The organism is Shewanella youngdeokensis, from assembly GCF_033180165.1.
GTDB classification, from domain to species: Bacteria; Pseudomonadota; Gammaproteobacteria; order Enterobacterales; family Shewanellaceae; genus Shewanella; species Shewanella youngdeokensis.
On record NZ_CP136522.1, the window covers coordinates 1,197,816 to 1,216,278 of the forward strand.

Annotated in this window: 18 protein-coding genes, 1 other RNA gene and 1 pseudogene; 11 read left to right on the top strand and 9 right to left on the bottom strand. The window is 42.4% G+C overall.

The features are described 5' to 3' along the window. Positions 1 to 149 precede the first annotated feature (149 nt). Positions 150 to 242: pseudogene (locus tag RGE70_RS05070) on the top strand (Mobile element protein); the annotation flags it as partial. Between the two features lie 300 nt (positions 243 to 542). Here the strand turns inward: RGE70_RS05070 and ssrA are convergent. Together ssrA and smpB are read right to left on the bottom strand one after the other, a co-directional pair. Beyond that, positions 543 to 897, bottom strand: a transfer-messenger RNA (tmRNA) gene (gene ssrA, locus RGE70_RS05075). Between the two features lie 183 nt (positions 898 to 1,080). Further along, complete coding sequence (gene smpB / locus RGE70_RS05080) at positions 1,081 to 1,575, bottom strand: SsrA-binding protein SmpB (RefSeq protein ID WP_310470449.1); 495 nt, start codon at positions 1,573 to 1,575, stop codon at positions 1,081 to 1,083. Positions 1,576 to 1,766: 191 nt separating this feature from the next. Here smpB and RGE70_RS05085 point away from each other — a divergent pair, with 191 nt between their 5' ends. Together RGE70_RS05085 and RGE70_RS05090 are read left to right on the top strand one after the other, a co-directional pair. Then, the gene (locus RGE70_RS05085) at positions 1,767 to 2,198 is read left to right on the top strand and encodes an SRPBCC family protein (protein WP_310470450.1); all 432 of its coding nucleotides are present in this window, start codon (positions 1,767 to 1,769) and stop codon (positions 2,196 to 2,198) included. Next, a complete protein-coding gene (locus tag RGE70_RS05090) occupies positions 2,195 to 2,527 on the top strand; it encodes an RnfH family protein (protein WP_310470451.1) in 333 nt (110 codons plus the stop codon). Before RGE70_RS05085 ends, RGE70_RS05090 begins: the two co-directional genes overlap by 4 nt. A gap of 115 nt (positions 2,528 to 2,642) precedes the next feature. Here RGE70_RS05090 and RGE70_RS05095 read toward each other — a convergent pair whose 3' ends face one another. Beyond that, positions 2,643 to 3,083 carry an outer membrane protein assembly factor BamE gene (locus RGE70_RS05095; RefSeq protein WP_310470452.1) on the bottom strand — a complete coding sequence of 147 codons (441 nt, stop codon included), beginning with the start codon at positions 3,081 to 3,083 and terminating at the stop codon, positions 2,643 to 2,645. Positions 3,084 to 4,737: 1,654 nt separating this feature from the next. Between RGE70_RS05095 and RGE70_RS05100 the strand changes: the two genes are divergently transcribed. After that, positions 4,738 to 6,216 carry an HDOD domain-containing protein gene (locus tag RGE70_RS05100; protein WP_310470453.1) on the top strand — a complete coding sequence of 493 codons (1,479 nt, stop codon included), beginning with the start codon at positions 4,738 to 4,740 and terminating at the stop codon, positions 6,214 to 6,216. Positions 6,217 to 6,251: 35 nt separating this feature from the next. Here the strand turns inward: RGE70_RS05100 and RGE70_RS05105 are convergent, their stop codons facing one another. The 4 genes from RGE70_RS05105 to RGE70_RS05120 form a co-directional block, all read right to left on the bottom strand. Further along, entirely contained in the window at positions 6,252 to 6,686 is a 435-nt protein-coding gene (locus RGE70_RS05105) for a nuclear transport factor 2 family protein (protein ID WP_310472921.1), read from the bottom strand. Between the two features lie 95 nt (positions 6,687 to 6,781). Beyond that, positions 6,782 to 7,606, bottom strand: a complete 825-nt coding sequence (locus RGE70_RS05110; protein WP_310470454.1) for a M90 family metallopeptidase — start codon at positions 7,604 to 7,606, stop codon at positions 6,782 to 6,784. Positions 7,607 to 7,865: 259 nt separating this feature from the next. After that, on the bottom strand, positions 7,866 to 8,102 hold the full coding sequence (locus RGE70_RS05115) for a hypothetical protein (protein ID WP_375087902.1): 237 nt from the start codon (positions 8,100 to 8,102) through the stop codon (positions 7,866 to 7,868). Next, positions 8,062 to 8,805 (bottom strand): division plane positioning ATPase MipZ, encoded by a 744-nt coding sequence (locus tag RGE70_RS05120; RefSeq protein ID WP_310470455.1) that lies wholly within the window; start codon positions 8,803 to 8,805, stop codon positions 8,062 to 8,064. The genes RGE70_RS05115 and RGE70_RS05120 overlap by 41 nt, the downstream gene beginning before the upstream one ends. Before the next feature lie 559 nt (positions 8,806 to 9,364). Here RGE70_RS05120 and RGE70_RS05125 point away from each other — a divergent pair. The 3 genes from RGE70_RS05125 to RGE70_RS05135 all read left to right on the top strand — a co-directional run bounded on the left by RGE70_RS05125 (position 9,365) and on the right by RGE70_RS05135 (position 10,698). After that, complete coding sequence (locus RGE70_RS05125; RefSeq protein ID WP_310470456.1) at positions 9,365 to 9,598, top strand: DUF3820 family protein; 234 nt, start codon at positions 9,365 to 9,367, stop codon at positions 9,596 to 9,598. 163 nt (positions 9,599 to 9,761) lie between these two features. Further along, a complete protein-coding gene (locus RGE70_RS05130; protein WP_310470457.1) occupies positions 9,762 to 10,064 on the top strand; it encodes an NrfJ in 303 nt (100 codons plus the stop codon). Between the two features lie 136 nt (positions 10,065 to 10,200). After that, positions 10,201 to 10,698: a GNAT family N-acetyltransferase gene (locus tag RGE70_RS05135; RefSeq protein ID WP_310470459.1), complete on the top strand. Its 498-nt coding sequence runs from the start codon at positions 10,201 to 10,203 to the stop codon at positions 10,696 to 10,698. 130 nt (positions 10,699 to 10,828) lie between these two features. On the opposite strand, the gene RGE70_RS05140 is transcribed toward RGE70_RS05135, so the two are convergent. Next, positions 10,829 to 12,571: a bifunctional metallophosphatase/5'-nucleotidase gene (locus tag RGE70_RS05140; RefSeq protein WP_310470460.1), complete on the bottom strand. Its 1,743-nt coding sequence runs from the start codon at positions 12,569 to 12,571 to the stop codon at positions 10,829 to 10,831. A gap of 332 nt (positions 12,572 to 12,903) precedes the next feature. Next, positions 12,904 to 13,974 (bottom strand): CNNM domain-containing protein, encoded by a 1,071-nt coding sequence (locus RGE70_RS05145; RefSeq protein WP_310470461.1) that lies wholly within the window; start codon positions 13,972 to 13,974, stop codon positions 12,904 to 12,906. Between the two features lie 316 nt (positions 13,975 to 14,290). Here RGE70_RS05145 and rlmN point away from each other — a divergent pair, with 316 nt between their 5' ends. Genes rlmN through ispG form a run of 4 tightly spaced genes read left to right on the top strand, consistent with a single transcriptional unit; the run spans position 14,291 to position 18,426 of the window. Further along, entirely contained in the window at positions 14,291 to 15,412 is a 1,122-nt protein-coding gene (gene rlmN, locus RGE70_RS05150) for a dual-specificity RNA methyltransferase RlmN (RefSeq protein ID WP_310470462.1), read from the top strand. Positions 15,413 to 15,444: 32 nt separating this feature from the next. Then, positions 15,445 to 16,233, top strand: coding sequence for a type IV pilus biogenesis/stability protein PilW (gene pilW, locus RGE70_RS05155; protein ID WP_310470463.1), 789 nt, complete (start codon positions 15,445 to 15,447; stop codon positions 16,231 to 16,233). Then, a complete protein-coding gene (locus RGE70_RS05160; RefSeq protein ID WP_310470464.1) occupies positions 16,233 to 17,288 on the top strand; it encodes a RodZ domain-containing protein in 1,056 nt (351 codons plus the stop codon). Before pilW ends, RGE70_RS05160 begins: the two co-directional genes overlap by 1 nt. A 22-nt stretch (positions 17,289 to 17,310) precedes the next feature. Beyond that, the gene (ispG, locus tag RGE70_RS05165) at positions 17,311 to 18,426 is read left to right on the top strand and encodes a flavodoxin-dependent (E)-4-hydroxy-3-methylbut-2-enyl-diphosphate synthase (protein ID WP_310470465.1); all 1,116 of its coding nucleotides are present in this window, start codon (positions 17,311 to 17,313) and stop codon (positions 18,424 to 18,426) included. Positions 18,427 to 18,463 lie beyond the last annotated feature (37 nt).

Consider the following 18,463-nt stretch of genomic DNA (forward strand, 5'->3'; position numbering starts at 1 on the left):
TCGCGATTGGCGCAGATACTCACGATGTCCTATCAGCCGAAGTGAGCTTCGTGCATGTGGCTGAAAGAAAAACACAAAGACAGCCATCATTAATGGCGCGAATTCCCCTCCGACTAAGCTTGCTTGACGGGTTTTAGTTGGAACCACAAATGCCACGCCCTAAAAGAACTCTAGTGAGTCTTGAAGACATACCTTATTACCATTGCTGCAGTCGAGTCGTTCGGCGTGCATTTTTGTGTGGTTGATTAACAATGGCTGGCTGCGTACTTCCAGTGCTTCCCGTTACAACCCGCATGATTACTGGGGTGAACTTCGATTCCGTGACGACTTCTCACAATTGGTCAAAAAGAAGCAAAAAATTAAGCCTCTTAAAAACAGAGGTTTACCAAAAAATAAAAAATGAAATGAAAAATATCAAAATGTAATGGTGCCAAATATTGAGGACTAATGCGTTGTGGACAAAAATATAAACTTGCGTGGGCATTTTGTGGACATTCAGATGTGACAAAGGGTTAGCCTTTCGGCTAACCCTTTGTTTTATTTGGTGGAGGCGGCGGGGCTCGAACCCGCGTCCAAAAAACCTACATCCAAGGCGCTACATGCTTAGTCTCTCTTTTGGTTAACCAAGTACACTCCGAAAGACAGGATTGCAATTGGCGAGTTCAGTACTGTTTCGCGGTTCACCCCTGAACATGGTTCCCTCGCTATCAAATGTGAGATGACCATCTATAAACCAAACCCATTTGAGAAGTTTCGGCAAGATGGCTAGCTAGCCTAAGCTGCTAGAGAGTAGTTAGAGTCGTTTGCAACTATAACAGTGCGGCTTTTTACGAGGCCAACCGCCCCTCGGCATGCTCCCAGGGTTTCGAGAATCTTGTCGAATCCAGAATCGCCCCCAAGTACAACGTGATTGTAACGCGACACATCTTGTTTTACCAAGCATAAAAACCGCATTAGCAATCGATTGTTCGTTTAATGCCCGTTATATGTCAATCTGCGCGGTTTAAGACATATTGTTAGCTGAAACTGCGCTTTGACGTTAAACAGGTGTTTGTACGTGATTGAATATTAAAAGTTGAATTACTGCTGTACCGCTTTTTTTATGGTACGCGCTTTTTCAATTTGCCATTCGCGATCTTTAGTATCATCACGTTTGTCATGTTCTTTTTTACCTTTACCTAGGCCTATTTCAATCTTCACCCATGCACCTTTTTGCCAGTACATAGAGATAGGAACGATTGAATAACCTTTACGGTCCACTAAGCCTTGTAATTTATCTAGCTCTTTGCGTTTGAGCAGTAATTTACGAGAACGTAATGGGTCGCATACTACGTGAGTAGAGGCGGTATTGAGTGGCGCTATTGTACAACCAAACAGATAGGCTTCGCCTTCTCTTAGAAATACATAGCTTTCAGACAAGTTAACCTTGCCCATTCGAATAGACTTAACTTCCCATCCCATAAGAGACAGGCCAGCTTCCATTTTATCTTCAAACTTATAGTCGAAAGTCGCGCGTTTATTACGGGCGATAGAAGCGGATGTGTTTTTTGATTTTTTTGCGTTTTTCTTAGCCATAGGCTGCTCATTATACTCAGGCATGCAGAATTTGGAATTGGCGAAGCCGAAATATTCGATAATTTATGCTTTTGTTGACTAGTTTGTCGGCTTTTTGAACACTTAATGTTGCTGGGGCGCGTCAAAGATGCGTTTTTTTGTGGTCATGTTAAAATCTGTCTATCTTGTTTCTACTCTGGTCTCTATGATTCATGCCGCAAATTTCCCGCAGTGTATTAGTTCGCTTTAGTGCCATGCAGATGTATGACTTGGTTAATGATGTCGAATCTTATAAGGAATTCTTACCCGGTTGTGTCGGTGGCAAGGTCATTGAGTTTGATGGCGAAATGATGCTTGCATCTGTTGATGTCGCTAAAGTTGGAATAAGTAAAACATTTACTACTCGCAACCATGTTGTTGCTGGCAAGAGTATTAAACTGCAACTAGAAAGTGGGCCATTTAAAGAGTTGTTTGGTGAGTGGACATTTACCGAGTTAACCGATGACGCTTGCAAAGTTGATTTTATGCTTAACTTTGAGTTTTCTAGCCCCGTTGCCGATCTGGCATTTGGTAAAGTATTTAAAGAGTTAATGTCTTCAATGGTGACGGCATTTACCAGTCGTGCAAAGGTGATTTATAAATGAGTACTGAACAAGAGTTGTTTGCTGTTGAAGTTATTTATGCTTTGCCGCACCAGCAAAAGCTGATTAAAGTGAATGTCGCCTCGGGCACCAGTTGTATTGACGCGGTAAAACAAAGTGGCATACAACGCTTTTTCCCTGACATTGACTTGGGCACTGTTAAATTAGGTATTTTTAGCCGTGCAGTTAAGCATTCTGAGGTTTTACTGCCAGGCCAACGTGTTGAGATCTATCGACCATTGATTGCCGATCCAAAAGATGTTCGTCGTAAACGTGCTGAAAAAGCTAAAGAGGAAGGGCGGGTGAATAAGGTCACTGGCGGGAAGTTATAATAGCGTGTTTGCTCATGTGTAAAGCGGCTTAAATTGCTAGTTTCATACACTTGAAACTAGCAATTCGGTAAGCCATGTTACTGGTTATTTTTTAATAACGAGCTGGGCTTAGTTTTTACTGCTCTGCTTTTGCACGTTGCTCTGATGATTGAGTATCATCGATTGAATTCAAGGTTGGTAATTTGCTCTGCTCAAGTGGAGTTGTAAACTCTTCACTTAAATCATAGTCACCTTTCACTTCAACTAGATTATCACCGCTAAAATGCAGGATCAGCTCTTTATGAATGATGCTGGCATCGCGACCACTTTTATAGTGGTAAACGTAGTACCAAATATTGTCTGAAAAACTGTCACGCAATACAGGGCGACCTAGAACGTATTCAACTTGTTCTTTAGTCATGTCAATACGCAGTTTTTCAACTTGCTGATCTTCCATGTAGTTACCTTGTGGAATGTCTGGCTTGTAAATTAGCCAGTCAAATACACTACAACCACTGAGTGATAATGTGAGCGCAGCAGCGCCCAAAAGGGTAAGACTTCTTCTTTTAATTGTCATTGAGTGCGCTACTTCATAAAAATCTGTCGGTCATAATACCCAAGCATTAACCCATCTGACAAGGTCTATTGTCGTAGAGTCTGCTTCGGCTGCTAATCTATGTGATTTCTCGATATTTTACACTGAAATTACATGTGCCGCATATGTTGAGTGGCTAAATGCCTGTTAGTTCAATTTTATTCGTGTTTGTCTCGTTTTACACTGACCTATATCTACTATGTGGCGACCCCCCATGATGGCAGTGCTTGTTGTACTGAATATTGCATTTGGTTTGCGTAGATTGCGCCATTACCAATGGCGCTGTTACTTACCTGCTGGCTATTGCAACAGGCAAAAAGGGCTAGTAACGGACCTATATACTTAGCAATGCATAACTACTAACAGTAATATTGCAGCGTTAATCATTGTTATTAGTAGAATTTGTTTAAAAAAACTTAATAAACCAAAAAAAATTTGTGATGTTGGTCACTATACTTCTATCAACTTTAATTTGGCGAGTTAACCTATTACCGCAAAGCTTACGTTTACGTAACATTTAAACGGGTGTTTTAATGTGGCTGGGGTGAAATACGCTTTAACACACTGTTAAATAAAGCTTTTAATCTTTTACGCGAAAGGCATGATTAAACATAAGGCTAAATATTGCAACACTTTGAATGCTTCTCACGGTGTAAATGATTCAATACATATAGTTTTTTAATTACGTACTTAATCTCCGCGCTAATAGTTTGGTCAATTTGTCTTACAATCCATGTATTTTGTATGTTTACGTAAAGTGTGGTTTTGTAACTCTTTGTATTTTAAGTGGTAATAGCTGTAGTTGTTCGGTGCTTGCTGATAATGCATAAGTGCAAATCCGTGCTCATTGCTGTGTTTGTTCGCTGCCGCTTGCTTGCATAAGTGACACTTTATCGTTAGTTTTTGTTACAAGTTACTCATTTATGCGTTGCTTGCTAGAGTTAGCTAAGCATGTGTAATGCGAGAAAAGGCTGACGGCAATGGTGGTGTGCCAATAGACATTTGGCTGACATATTTGGCTGCGCTATTACGCAATGGTATCGGTATTAATAGCGAGTGTAACTTGGTGTGTTATGAGCTGTTAGTTACAAAGTCTATATTTTTAGCCGGCGCTAGAGTTTGCTAGGTTATTATTTGAGTCTTAACAGACTTATTTGACGCTGGTTTTAACTGTGTTTTGGGCGGTCAGAGTCTAGACACTAATTTTTGTGGATTTTTTATCGAGTTTTCTGCGCGTTAACTCCGCGTAGATAGGCTCGTGACCTCGGGCAAAATACTCTGAAGCCATAGTTTTAGCTGTTTTTTGCAGCTTGTGTCCCTGTGCAGTAATCCTACGTGCTGCATGGGTTTTTAATTAAACAAAGTGTTCGGCATGCCTGTTATCGTGCTTGGTGCTTTTACGGTTGTGATTGGCGACTCTTCGGAGTCGTTTTTTTTTGCCTGAAATAAACTGATGCTGACTCAAACTGCTTGTCAGTCAAACAGCGCACTATTTGCTTGTCTAATCTGCACTTTGCACTGATTGCGTATACAATTAACTCAATTAGTATCTTAAAAGCAGCGCAGAGCAGGATTTTATAAAGCGCTATTTTATAAATTTATGTTTGACGGTTATGGGTCATAAGCAGAGTGTTATTTGATAGAAAGCAACCATAAAGACAATGCTTTAAAGGGGGCGCAATATTGGGCGCTGCGCATCAGTCAGCAAGAAATGCCTAGGCTTTGCTTTATGGTTAACTCCTTAGCTGAGATCACTGAAAGCCAGCCCGCTTCTGTAGAGGCATTAGAACAGGTATTAGCCCATGATCCTGCTCTATTAATAAGGGTACTTGAGGTTACCAATAGTGTGGTATTCCGCCAAGGCATTAATACGATAAGTAGTTTGGCTGAAGCGGTGCAAGAGTTGGGGTTTTGTACTGTAAAAAACATATGTATTACCGCTGTTTATTTAGCCCAATTACTTGGTCGTGAATATTTGTCTGATGCTTGCTATAAGCAAGCATTACAATCAGTTGCACAGGCATTTCAAGCTGCAATGCTTTCGACGTTATTTATCACTGAGCCCAGTTACGCTGCGCAGCGCAGTGCTTTTATTGGCGCTTTATTCTACCGAGTAGGTGAGAATACCTTTTGGAGTAGTGGTTGCGCTGAAACACTGGTACTACAGACCAAGTTAAGTCAGTGCGACACCATAGAGGCGCGCGAACGTGCAACCAACCAAGTGTTAGGGGCCCAATTTATAGAGCTTTCAAATGGTTTAGGTGTGCATGGTGGTTTAAATGAGTATTTATTGCCGACTTTCAGTGATGTTGATGAGCGCTGCCCTGAAGCTGAGAGTGTCTATCTTGCTAACAAAATAAGCCAGCTGCTGTCTCAAACGCCTCCTTTAATGTTGGAATTGTCTAAGCGATTGCGCCAAGCTGCAGCTATGCTCAATATTGAAATGGATCAGTTGAAAGCCCAAATGATTCACTGCCAACAACACACTGAACTATTAGCTAAATTATATGGAGTGACTGTATTGATTGAGCACCTGCCTGATGCCAAACTTTTATTGCTAGAGCATCCAACGGTTAAACCGCATTTAGTGGCAAGAGGAGCGAAACCTATGGCTCAGCTAAAATATTTACGACAACTCACACAAATGGCGCTTAATAGTGCAGATGTAGACCAAGTGTTGACACTTGTGCTGCAGGGTATTGTGCATGGCGTTGGTGTTGATCGCTGTGCCGTGCTGTTGCTTAATGCTGACCGAGATACGCTTACACCGCATATTGTTGGCGGTGATAATGCAAGGGCAATGAAAAGCCTGTTTACGATTGACCTCACTGATATGGATAACATTTTTAAAGCAGTTATAAAAACCAAAGAACCCTTGTTAGTTGATAGTCCCAACTCAACACAGTGGCGGCTACATATTAATGACCAACTCAAGAGTATCACTTCGCCCACGGGCTTTATGATTGCCCCATTAATCGTTGAACATATTGTGATTGGGGTTATTTACGCTGATAAAGACTGCACCGGAAGGCGGTTAAGTGAGCAAGACTTTGATGGTTTTAGCCATTTTTATGAATTGGCTAATTTGTGTTTTCGCGTAGCTATGAAATCATAAAGGGTGCTTCACCTTATGCAGCACCCTTAAGGTTATTACTTTGCAGCCGCTTTTATTTGCTGTGTAATAGATTTAGCCAGCTTATTAGGAATAGGAAAACTAAGATGGTATTGGCCTATTTTCCAGCCTTTTGCGGTTTTAATTAATGTGCCAGTTCCCCGGCTTACACCGTAAGCGTCGCTGTGAAGTATCTCATCAAACCAAATGACATCTCCATGCTGGGCCATTGTGCGGCTTGTTAAGTCGTATCGCCAGCCATTAGTCGGGCGCGCGTATTTTTCAAACTGTGCCTTATTCCAATGTTCGGTTACATCAGTGCCAATAAATATGCCGTTGTCAGCATATAAATCAAAGTAGTTGTCCCAATCGGCATTGGCTGAATAGATATTGAGGTTATCGAGTAATACTGCAGCTTGCTGTTGGTCATGTTCACTGGTGGCTTGGGCTGCGGTGTTTACACCGAATAACATTAAAATGATAATGGCTGAGCGTATGGATCTTGCAAAGAGGGTGGTCTGCATTGGAGCCTCATTGTATTTATTGGTGGCTAAACTTTTGGGTGATTTTAATACCAGTTTACGGGATCAAGTTGATAAAAAGAACTTAACTCATCATACAGTGCGCGATGATACGCTTTTAATGTTTGTGGTTGTTCGAAAAAAACTTCACTGATTACCGCAAAAAATTCAGCCGGGTTAGTTGCCCCATAATAACTAAAAAGAGAATGTTGCTGGCTTTGACTCGCCGTAACGAGTTGTTGGTATTCTTGCATCATGACCGTTGACCATGAAGCATAATCTTGTGAGTGAGTTAGAACTGGTGCGCCATTGGCTTGACCCCCTTCTTGATCGAGCTGGTGAGCGAATTCATGAATAACGACATTGCTGCCATCATCGGGTATTGCTGCTCCTTCTTTGGCTGTTTGCCAAGATAATACCACCTTTCCAAACTGCCAAGACTCTCCAGACAATACTCGGCGTTGTTGCGACACTAACCCGTTGTGATCATGTTGCTCATTACTGACTATCAACACTGAAGGATAAATTAAGATCTCTTTTAAGTGTGGATAGTAATCTGTTTTACGGTTAAGCAATAACAAGCAGGCTTGCGCCGCGACGGTAACGCGAATGTCATCGTCTATTGTTAAGCCGTCACAGCCGATAAAGCGCTTTTCTGCAATAAATATTTGAATGTGCTTTTTTAGCTGCAATTGTAGATCTGCGGGTAATGCTCTAAAAAATGGCATTCTGTGTTTGAGTATTGCTCGCCATGCATGTGGAAAGGGCTGGTGAGTTATTTTGGCTCGGCGCAGGTTAGTTCGCCAAGTGTGGCTCATAATCCAGCAAATAGCGCTTGCACTGACAAGTATGATGCAAAACATTGCAAGCATTGGTTCCCCTCGGTTTCAGTTAACACGTTACAGCAACTTGCCGCGATTATGTTAATGATATGTGGCTCAACAGCTTGGATTTCAACTTCTGGTGTCGATTGTTTGGCTCAGGCCACACTTGAGGGGGTTAAAACAGTAAAGTTGAGCTGATTGCCGGTAGGGCAGCACAATAATGTGAAGTGAGGACGCCTTCTAATGTAGGCACCACGCTTGGTTACTTTTGATGCATCAAAGCCGGTGCTGATGCAGTCATCGATTTTTAATTGGTCAGTATGCTAAATAGCCGCAATGGCGTTTTGGCTGTTAACCGTTTAAAAGTGACTTGCGGTGTAGGGCAGAATAATGGGCGAGTATTACCAGTCTCATAGTCGGTAGCGCCATTAATAAAGTCGTCGATTAACCGCTCTAATGCGAGTGGACTACAGTGCACGGTATGTTGAGTTCTTTGAGTTATATTAGATGGCGTAGAGCTTTTTTTGAGATCGTCCAGAGCCATAATCATTCCTTATTTTTGCCATTTTTGCTTCGGCTATTTGATTGCGGATCTCGGTGGCATTAGTGGCTTGAAGCATTTCACAAGCAATGCGCCTTATCTCGTCAGCCGCTTTACCTTTGGGATCGATTTCTAATACAGATAAACCAGACTCTTCACTGTCATCATAAATATCACGGCTGTAGGTCATGGCGTCTAATACGTGAATGTCGTAAGTTTTACATACCTCTTTAGCGGCCGTAATACGGCTAATTTGGTAGGGTAAATTAGGGCATTGAGTCATAACAAATGATGCATGCATTTTGGGGTTTATCATCATGCAGGTTGCAACTATTTCATCCATGTGACTTACAGTTTTTAGGTCTCGACGTTTAGGCCTTAATGGCATTAACACATGGGTTGAAACCGACATGGAAGCCCGTAAAGCGAGGTTATCTTGACCGCCGCAATCAACGATAACATAGTCATAATGCTGCTCAAGGCTGAGCAAGTCATTACGTATTTTTCCGTACAATTGTACGCAGTTAATATTGAGTAATTTAGGGTTGTTATTTCTGGTGGTGATCCAATCAGCGGTTGTTCGCTGTGGATCGCAGTCAACAATGATGACAGAAGCGTGGCACTCTGCAGTTAAAAAGACTGCGATGTTTTGTGCTAGACAACTTTTGCCGCTGCCTCCTTTTTCCCCTCCGATTAATATGATCATATGTTTGTTCCTAGTAGCGCTTGTTGTGCTGACAATGTTCAACCATGCTCGATGCACGCTGTTGTAGTCATTTGATAAGTTTTGTTAACTAAGCGGCTAATATTAGAGACTGAGGGAGTAATTTAAGCAGTGGCCTTAATAAGATCAATAGTATGATTTTTGACGCATTTAAGGAGTTTGACAGCACGATTTTTTTTGACGCCAACCCTGTTTTTGATGGTTTTTTGACACTAAAAAATTAACGGCTGGCAGCGCTATTTTTTAGCTTTTAAATTAGTGTTTTAGCATGATGTTAATCGTTGTTTTAAGGTGTGTTTTAACTAGGCTATTGACCCAGCAGGCTGATTCCTGAGTATTTGTTATTCCGATATACTCTAATTTCGACTTTTAATATTTCTATTTGTTATATGTAAATATAACTCAGAGTTGATGCTATGTTTTAAACGTAAGTGCTTTTGCTAGTGTTAAATAGGTTTGTCAGTAAAAAATATACAGACAAAATAAAGGCTCATGTTAATCTTTGCTGATAGTAAATCGGTTAATGTAACGAGTGTGGCGTATGGATGAGAAGTTATTACAAGAGGCAATTAAACAGAAAATGCCATTTGGAAAATATGCAGGGCGCTATTTACTGGAACTACCTGAACCCTACCTAGTTTGGTTTCATTCGAAGGGGTTTCCTGAAGGTAAACTTGGGCAGCAGCTTGCGCTAATGTATGAGGTTAAGCTCAATGGGCTTGAAGGGATGTTGCAGCCACTGCTTGATAAAGTTAAGCAGGTAAACCGGCGATAGAAGCTGATGAGTTTGGTTCCTTTGTTAGGCATAAATACTTTGGGAATGAGAGTTGGATCTAATAGTTGATGATTTGATTATCAATAGTTGTGAGTATTAGAGATTTAAGATTTATAGCATGCTTTAATAGCGGGAGTTGATAACTTTTGAAAGGAAATTTCCGATGATTGCTAAACTAGTTAAATTGGCGGCTGCAGCAACACTTGCTCTTGGTATGTCTAGTGCTTGGGCTCAAGGCGTTATGCATGAAGGTACTGTCATGGACACTATGAATGGCGGCGGTTATACCTACGTTCAAATTAAAGATGCTGACCAAACATTTTGGGCAGCGGGTCCACAAATCGAAGTGAGCAAAGGCGATACCGTTGTTGTTCAAGAGCAAATGTGGATGAGTAGTTTTACAAGTAAAACGCTAAATCGTACTTTTGACAAAATCTTGTTTGTTGGTCGTATCGATAAAAAGTAATTCTGCTACTTGCGTCAGCTTGCATTGCTGAGCGCACATTGTAGTTTAAAAGAAACGGCGCAAACTTAGTTTGCGCCGTTTTCTTTTGCGCTTAACTGACGCAAAATAATATTATTGTTTCAAATATAAGATGCCCATGCTCAAAATCATTCCCTACCAAAAATGCTATGCACGGCAAGTGAGTCAGCTATATCATTTAGCGATTAATAGTATTGAAAACAGCGTTTATTCACAGGCTGAAAAACAAGCTTGGTCATACGCTCCCCGCTCTGAATACCATTGGCATAAAAGGCTGAGTCGCTCTAAATCGTGGCTAATGATTGATGACGAACGCACTCAATTAGGGCTACCTGTTTGCTGCGGTATGATTAACATTGAAACGCATTTTCATAGTCTTGGTTATATCGACAGTTTATATGTTCATCCAGATTACCAGCGCCAAGGGATTGCTGCAGCGCTGTTTAACCAACTGCAGAGCTGGGCAAGAATAACGAAAGTAAGGGAGTTATCCGTTGATGCTTCTAAGTTGTCAAAACCATTGTTTTTAACTCATGGGTTTAAACAGCGGCACCGTAGTTATCAAGAAAAACGTGGCCAAATCATTATGGGCTTTTTAATGAGTAAGCCTTTGTAGCCGTCTTTTTGTTGCAGTTTTGCTAGGGGCTGGCAAGCATGATAGCTGATCCGCCAGAGCCTTACAGGTGGGCAATAGCTTAGGTTACCTTATTGCCCGGCCGTTGATGAGATATCAATAAACTTTAAATTTAACTGTGTTGGCTGGTGTAATACACTTGGGGTTCAATAGCTTCAGTGAAAGGTTGAGAACGACCTAAAAACTGGATAAAGGCACCTGGCAGCGTTAAATGTTCAACACTTTGCAGCCAATTTGACTGCAAAATAGGTGAATAGCCCTCTTTACCCGAAGCGGTATAAGCTGATGACACACCAATGTAATCTTGGTTGCGGTCAATATCAATCCACACTGTTTGACCAGCAACTTGGCGCATAATTTCAATTTTAATAATCCGGTAACCTAAACTTTGTTTGCCGTCATAAAAATATTTCAGTCCGTAAGTATACGGAAAACTGCCAGCTCCTGTGCCTATAACACCGTTGTTGGTCGCCGCATTAATCGCTGACTCCAACATTTCAAACAGATATCTGCCTTGAATTTGGTACGTCACTAATGGCAAGTCAAACGGTAAAATACGGCCAATGACCTCTGCATGGCTTAACTGACCTTTATTGAGTGACTGCCTAACTCCACCGGCATTATGCAGTGCAAAGTCCACGTTAATACCACAATGCTTAGTTTCGGCAAACATGCTGCGGCTTACCCACGGCGCAATTTCGCTACCATGTGGCAGTACTTTGCTGGGCAAGCGAGTATGGATTAAATTTTTAGGCACAAAACCCAGTATTTGATTATTTAATGCGTCAATCTTAGGGCGGTACTTTTCAAGGATGGTTTGCTGTACTTGGGTGTCTTCACCGTCCCAAAAAATGGCTGGGTTGGCGTCGAGTTTGGCTCGGATCGCTAGATAGTGTTCAGCGCTGACTTCGCCTTCACTCGCTTGCAAAATAAACTGTTGATCCAGCATAAAATAATTGCTGCCATCAATAGCGGTAACATGCCCTTGAGCGTCAAAAGTAACATCGGCAATGCCAATGGTTTCGGCATATTTACCCGCATGCACAATCGGGGTGTTATTGACTCGTTCTGCATAGGGGGTATGGCTCAAGCCAAGTTCTGCGAAGTCACCTTGCAGGGTATGGGAGTGTCCACCAACAATTAAGCTGATCCCGTCAACGCTAGCTGCCAGTATTTTGTCTTGCTCAAGCCCTAAGTGACTTAAAACGATGATATGGAAGACACCTTCGCTGTGTAGTTTTGCTATTGTGCGTTGCGTGGTTTCGAGGGCGTCTAAAAAATGGGTATCGGGATCAGGGCCCGCGATTTCATGCATTTGCTCCAGCGTAATGCCAATCACCGCCACTTGTTTATCTTGTAGTGGTTTCAGTATGTATTTAGCCGTTTGGCTGTGATTGTCGTATTCATATAGGTTGCGGTGGCCACTAAGGCGGCTCGCTTTATGACTACTTTCCTGGCTAAGATCCATATTGCCCGCGAGTAATGGAAAGTTGATGTCGTTAAGAAAATCTAAAACTGGGCCGTTGCCGGCATCAATTTCGTGGTTGCCAAGTACCATGGCATCGGGCTTTAACCTATTCAGCAAGTCTGAGTTTGCTTTGCCTTTAAACTCATTGAAGTAAAGTGTGCCTTGAAAACTGTCGCCGCCATGAAGAAACAAAAAAGATTGATGATTGGCTTTAGCCGACAATCTGGCCTGAGAAAGTTGGTAACCAATACGGGGATAGCCGCCACTGTGGGTATAAAGTGTTAGTGCTTGTTGTTGCTCGTAGATCGTAAACTGCAGTCTATTTGCGTCGAAATGAGAATGTGTGTCGTTGATGTGGGCAAGCTTTAGCGTGTAGTTAGACGTCATCGTAATCCTCAGAACCAAACAAAAATTATAACACCAATAGCGTTCCAAGTAATAAATTGTTCGATTTGTCGGCCAATATTTAGCGAATTTTAGGGGGATTATGTCGATATTTTCTTGCGTTTTTATGACAGTAAAATATAAATCGACTAATAAAAATGCAGAGTAATTTTTTACGAAGCTAGCCAAATGGGCGACTTGGCGTTGACATGTATAAGGTCAATGTCAGAGTGATATGAGCTGAATAAAAGACGTAAAATTTAACAGCAGACAGCAAAAAGGGAGCTAGGCTCCCTTTTTAATACTCAACGGTCGCTTTAAATCGCGAGGCTCGCTTAGTGGGCTTGTTTATCAAACTCACCGTCACCTGACAGCACAATCCCTTTATGCTGCATTCTTCGGCTCCATAGCTTACGAGCTAATTGCTGCATATCGGTTACAGGATCATTAGAGTCGACAATTTCTAAGCCAAGTAATGACTCAACGATATCTTCTAATGTAACAATCCCTTCGCCTGATCCGTACTCATCAACAATCATCGCAATTTTAGTATTACGCTTAATCATAAGTTCGAACAGCGGCAAGATTTTAGCGGTTTCCGGGATCACCAATAGATTTTTGTTTAATACCGCGATTGATTCTTTTGGCGTGCTGCGCTCAGCCAATAAGATATCGTTACGGTTAACGTAACCAATAATATTATCCGGCTCATTTTGGTAAATCAAAATACGGGTAAAAGGATTAGCCATATGTTGCGCGGCAAACTGACCTTGGGTGAGTGTTGTTGGTAGCTTAAAAATAACGGTTCTTGGGGTCATGATCGCGGTGACCGGCATCTCTTTAACTGACAACATTTGAGTTAAAATTTTTGACTCTTGTTCGTCCAGTTCGCCAGTGGCCCGGCCAATTTCAGCCATGGCACTCATCTCTTGGCGAATATGTTGGCCTTCGTCGCCTTTGCCCAATAATTGAGTGACTTGCGTTGACATCCAAATCAGTGGTTTAGTGATGCGCTCCATCCACATTAGTACCAGTGAAATCGACGGAGCTAATGTTCGCCAGTAATTCGCCCCTAAGGTTTTAGGAATAATTTCTGAAAAGAACAGAATAAGAAAGGTAAGGACACCTGAAAAGACGCCTAACATCTCGTCACCAAATACTTTAGCTGCTTGCGCGCCGGCAGCCGCTGCGCCAACAGTGTGGGCAATGGTATTTAAAGTCAAAATAGAAACGAGTGGAGATTCAACGTTTTCTTTTTGTTTATCTAGCCTTGCAGCAGCAGCAGGATTTTTGCCAGCTAAAGAGGCGATATAACTAGGTGTAACTGATAGTAAAACAGCTTCAAACACACTACAAAGAAAAGAGATCGCAATGGCGACAAATACTATAATGATAAGAGTTATCATAAAGGTGAAATTACACCTCCATATGGCTGACCAACATTAGTCAGCGCAGATTTTAGCACAGCTTTATATTAGGTGTACTCGCAACAACTCACTTTAACGTTTATTTATTGTTGTTTATAACAGCAGTTTTGCCTGCGATGATTGCTGCTATGTGCTTTGCTGCGCTGTTTTGGCAATTATAGATTAGTTATATTTAATGTAACTGCATGAAATAGCAGCATGAGTGTATTTGCATATAGAGGTTACTGGCCAAATTTTGTTAGGGTCTGTATAATTCGGCGCCCGCATGCAGGTTTTAGGTTTTGAGGTTACACACATGAGTGAAAAGAAGATCAATTTATTAGATCTTGATCGTAAATCGATGAGAGCGTTATTTGCCGATATGGGTGAAAAACCGTTTCGTGCCGATCAATTGATGAAATGGGTTTATCATTTTGGTGTAAGCGACTTCGAAAAAATGACCAACATTAATAAAGCATTGCGGGCAAAGCTTGCGCGCAAATGTGAAATTGTTGCGCCTGCAATTGCCAGTTACCAAAAGTCAGATGATGGCACCATTAAGTTTGCTATTGATGTCGGTAACGGCCAAGAAGTTGAAACGGTTTATATACCAGAAGATGATCGCGCCACTTTATGTGTCTCGTCTCAAGTTGGTTGTGCACTCGAATGCACCTTCTGTTCTACTGGCGCTCAAGGCTTTAACCGTAACCTTACCGTCGCTGAGATCATCGGTCAGGTGTGGCGTGTTGCTGACTTTATCGGTTTTGTAAAAGACACCGGTGACCGTCCAATTACTAACGTTGTAATGATGGGCATGGGCGAGCCATTGCTTAATTTAAAAAATGTTATTCCGGCAATGGACATCATGTTAGATGACTACGGTTTTAGTCTGTCAAAACGCCGAGTCACGGTATCGACCTCGGGCGTGGTTCCTGCATTAGATATTTTAGGTGATGCACTAGACGTTGCATTGGCTGTGAGTATTCATGCTCCGAATGATGAATTGCGTGATGTATTAGTACCAATTAATAAAAAGTATCCACTAGCTGAGTTTCTTGCTGGGATCCGTCGTTATATTGCGAAATCAAATGCCAACCGTGGCCGCGTGACGCTTGAATACGTGATGCTTGATCATATCAATGACAGCACAGATCAAGCCCATGAACTGGCTAAGTTGATGAAAGACACACCATGTAAAGTTAACCTGATCCCGTTTAACCCATACCCAGGGTCGCCATATGGACGTTCATCAAACTCTCGAATCGATAGATTCTCAAAAGTATTGATGGAATATGGCCTCACAGTTATCGTGCGTAAAACCCGAGGCGACGATATTGACGCGGCTTGTGGTCAGCTTGCTGGTGATATTCGCGACAGAACCAAACGTTTAGCGAAAAAACAAATGCAAGACAACCAAATTTCGGTCACAATGGATTAACTCTTTGTATCTATTGGTAGATAGGTTTGGCAATGTTTCGTAAAAAGGTAAGTGTGCTTGTTGGGATTGTTCTGTCAGCATCCCTATTGACGGGGTGCGTGACACAAGATACCTATACCGGAACCAATACGCCGGTAGCTGAGCGAAAAGTCGATAAAGAGGCCGCAGCGCGTCATCGGGTACAACTGGGGCTCACTTATCTTCAAAGAGGTAATAGTGAGCAAGCAAAAGCCAATTTAGACAAAGCGTTAGCGTTTGCACCTGACATTGAAGAAGTCCATATTGCTTACGCATACTATTACAGCTATGTGGGCGAGCTTGAAAAAACCGAACAAGCGTATTTAAAGGCAACTCGCGTTAATGGCGCGAGTGGTAACACATTTAATAACTTTGGCACTTTTCTTTGTCAGCATGAACGCTATGATGAGTCAGAATTGATGTTCCTCAAAGCAATTGAGCAACCTTCGTATGTACAATCGGCATCGACCTACGAAAACCTAGGTATTTGTAGCCGAAAATCAGGTCAAATTGACAAAGCGCGTGACTACTTTAATCATGCACTTAAATACGACCCTAGAAGACGCACGTCACTATTAGAGTTAACCGAACTAGAATTAGAAGCCGGACGATATATAGAGGCAAAAGCGCAACTATCGCGTTACCATAACCTAGCAGTACAAACTGCAGCTAGCTTGGCGATAGGAATTGAAATTGAGCAAGGCTTGAAAAACGATGAAGCAGTAAAAGATTTTGGTATCTTATTACTGGCAAAGTTTCCATCATCACCACAGGCTAAGCAATATCGGGCGAACATGCATTGATGAAAAATGAACAGAACGAACTGCCCAACACGGATACAGAAAGCCTAGTGGATGAGTCAACACTCACACTGGGCGTTTTGCTTAAAAAAGCCCGTGAAAACAAAGGGGCAACGGTTGAAGATATCGCGGCGCAATTACATTTACGCCCTGCAATCGTAAAAGAAATTGAAGCCGACAACTTAATTGAAATCGGTGCCGCAACATACGTACGCGGTTATGTAAAAAACTATGCGCGAGCCGTACAAGCTGATCCCTTTGTGGTGCAAGCCTGCCTCGACAAGCAGTTGCTTAATGACGTTCAGCCATCAATGCAGAGTTTTTCGCGTAAAACTACGCATCAGGCCCGCGATGGCCGATTAATGTTTTTAACTTATTTTATCGTATTTGTTTTATTAGCTTTGATGGTGATGTGGTGGTTCCAAAAGTCATCAATGGAAACCACCGTTGACTACTCTCAGCCGACCGCTGAAGAGGTTGCTGCTTCTGCCGAAGTGGCATTATCGCTTGAGCAAGCTGCTATAGCGGCTGCAGCCGTTGAAAGGGCCACCGATAACAGCATCGACGCCAACGTGACGGAAACAACAGAAGTCACGGATTTTAAGCCCTCTATTGAGCCAGCGGCAAGCTCTGTAGTCACTGAGGCTGTAATCACACCTGCGCTCACCACTGCCAATACGCCGGGAACAAGTGAAGAAACGACGTTGTCCGTCAATCAACCCGTTATCGAGACGGCTACCGAAACAGTGAGCGAACCGGTTGCTCGTGAAGCTAGTACCAATATTGCGACGAATAACCCTGATGCCGTAATGTCTAGTATCAGTATAAATCTGAGCGGTGATTGCTGGATAAAGCTAACCGACGCTACAGGCAAAGCGTTGATAAATGGATTAAAAGTTTCTGGCCGTAATATTAATGTATCCGGTGTTGAGCCATTTTCCGTTATTTTGGGAGCACCGCAGGTAGTTAGTATGCAGTTTAATGGTTCGCCAATTAGTTTGGCCAAGTATCCTAGCAGTAAAGTGGCACGCTTTAGCTTACCGCTCGCTACACAATAACGAATGATAGAGCACACAGATAATGTATAACGAATCTCCTATTATCAGACGCAAAACCAGCCGCATTTATGTCGGTGATGTTCCTATTGGTGACGGTGCACCTATTGCTGTGCAGTCTATGACCAACACCCGTACAACCGATGTTGACGCCACCGTGGCGCAAATTCGCGCACTAGAGAAAGTGGGTGCCGATATTGTGCGTGTTTCAGTGCCAACAATGGACGCGGCAGAAGCCTTTAAGCTGATTAAACAGCAAACCAATGTTCCGTTAGTTGCTGACATTCATTTTGATTACCGCATCGCGCTTAAAGTCGCGGAGTATGGCGTAGATTGCTTACGTATTAATCCAGGTAATATCGGTAACGAAGAGCGAATTCGCAATGTGGTTGAATGCGCGCGCGATAAAAACATCCCAATTAGAATTGGTGTTAACGGTGGCTCATTAGAAAAAGAGATAATGGAGCGCTATAAAGAGCCGACACCTGAAGCATTGCTAGAGTCAGCCATGCGTCATGTAGATATTCTCGACCGTCTTAACTTTGACCAGTTTAAAGTAAGCGTTAAAGCCTCAGATGTGTTTTTAGCAGTTGAATCATACCGGTTATTGTCTAAGCAAATCGTACAGCCTCTGCACCTTGGTATTACCGAAGCTGGTGGCGCACGTGCTGGTTCAGTTAAGTCGGCCGTTGGTTTAGGCATGCTGCTTGCCGAAGGGATTGGCGATACGCTACGTATTTCATTGGCCGCAGATCCAGTTGAAGAGATTAAAGTTGGCTTTGACATTTTAAAGTCTTTACGCATTCGCTCGCGTGGAATTAACTTTATTGCTTGCCCGTCATGTTCGCGCCAAGAGTTTGATGTGATCTCTACCGTTAACGAGCTAGAACAACGTCTAGAAGATATTGTCACACCGCTGGATGTATCGATTATTGGCTGTGTTGTTAATGGTCCTGGTGAAGCACTAATCTCTGATATTGGCCTCACTGGGGGGAATCGCATGAGCGGTTATTACAAAGATGGCGAACGTCAAAAAGAGCGGTTTGACAACAACAATATTGTGGACTCGCTAGAAGCTAAAATTCGAGCGAGAGTCGCCATGGGCGAAGCAAGAATTCCAGTACAAGATATAAGCAAGTAAGCCCTTAAATAATCACAAGCGACCTTAGGTTACTTGT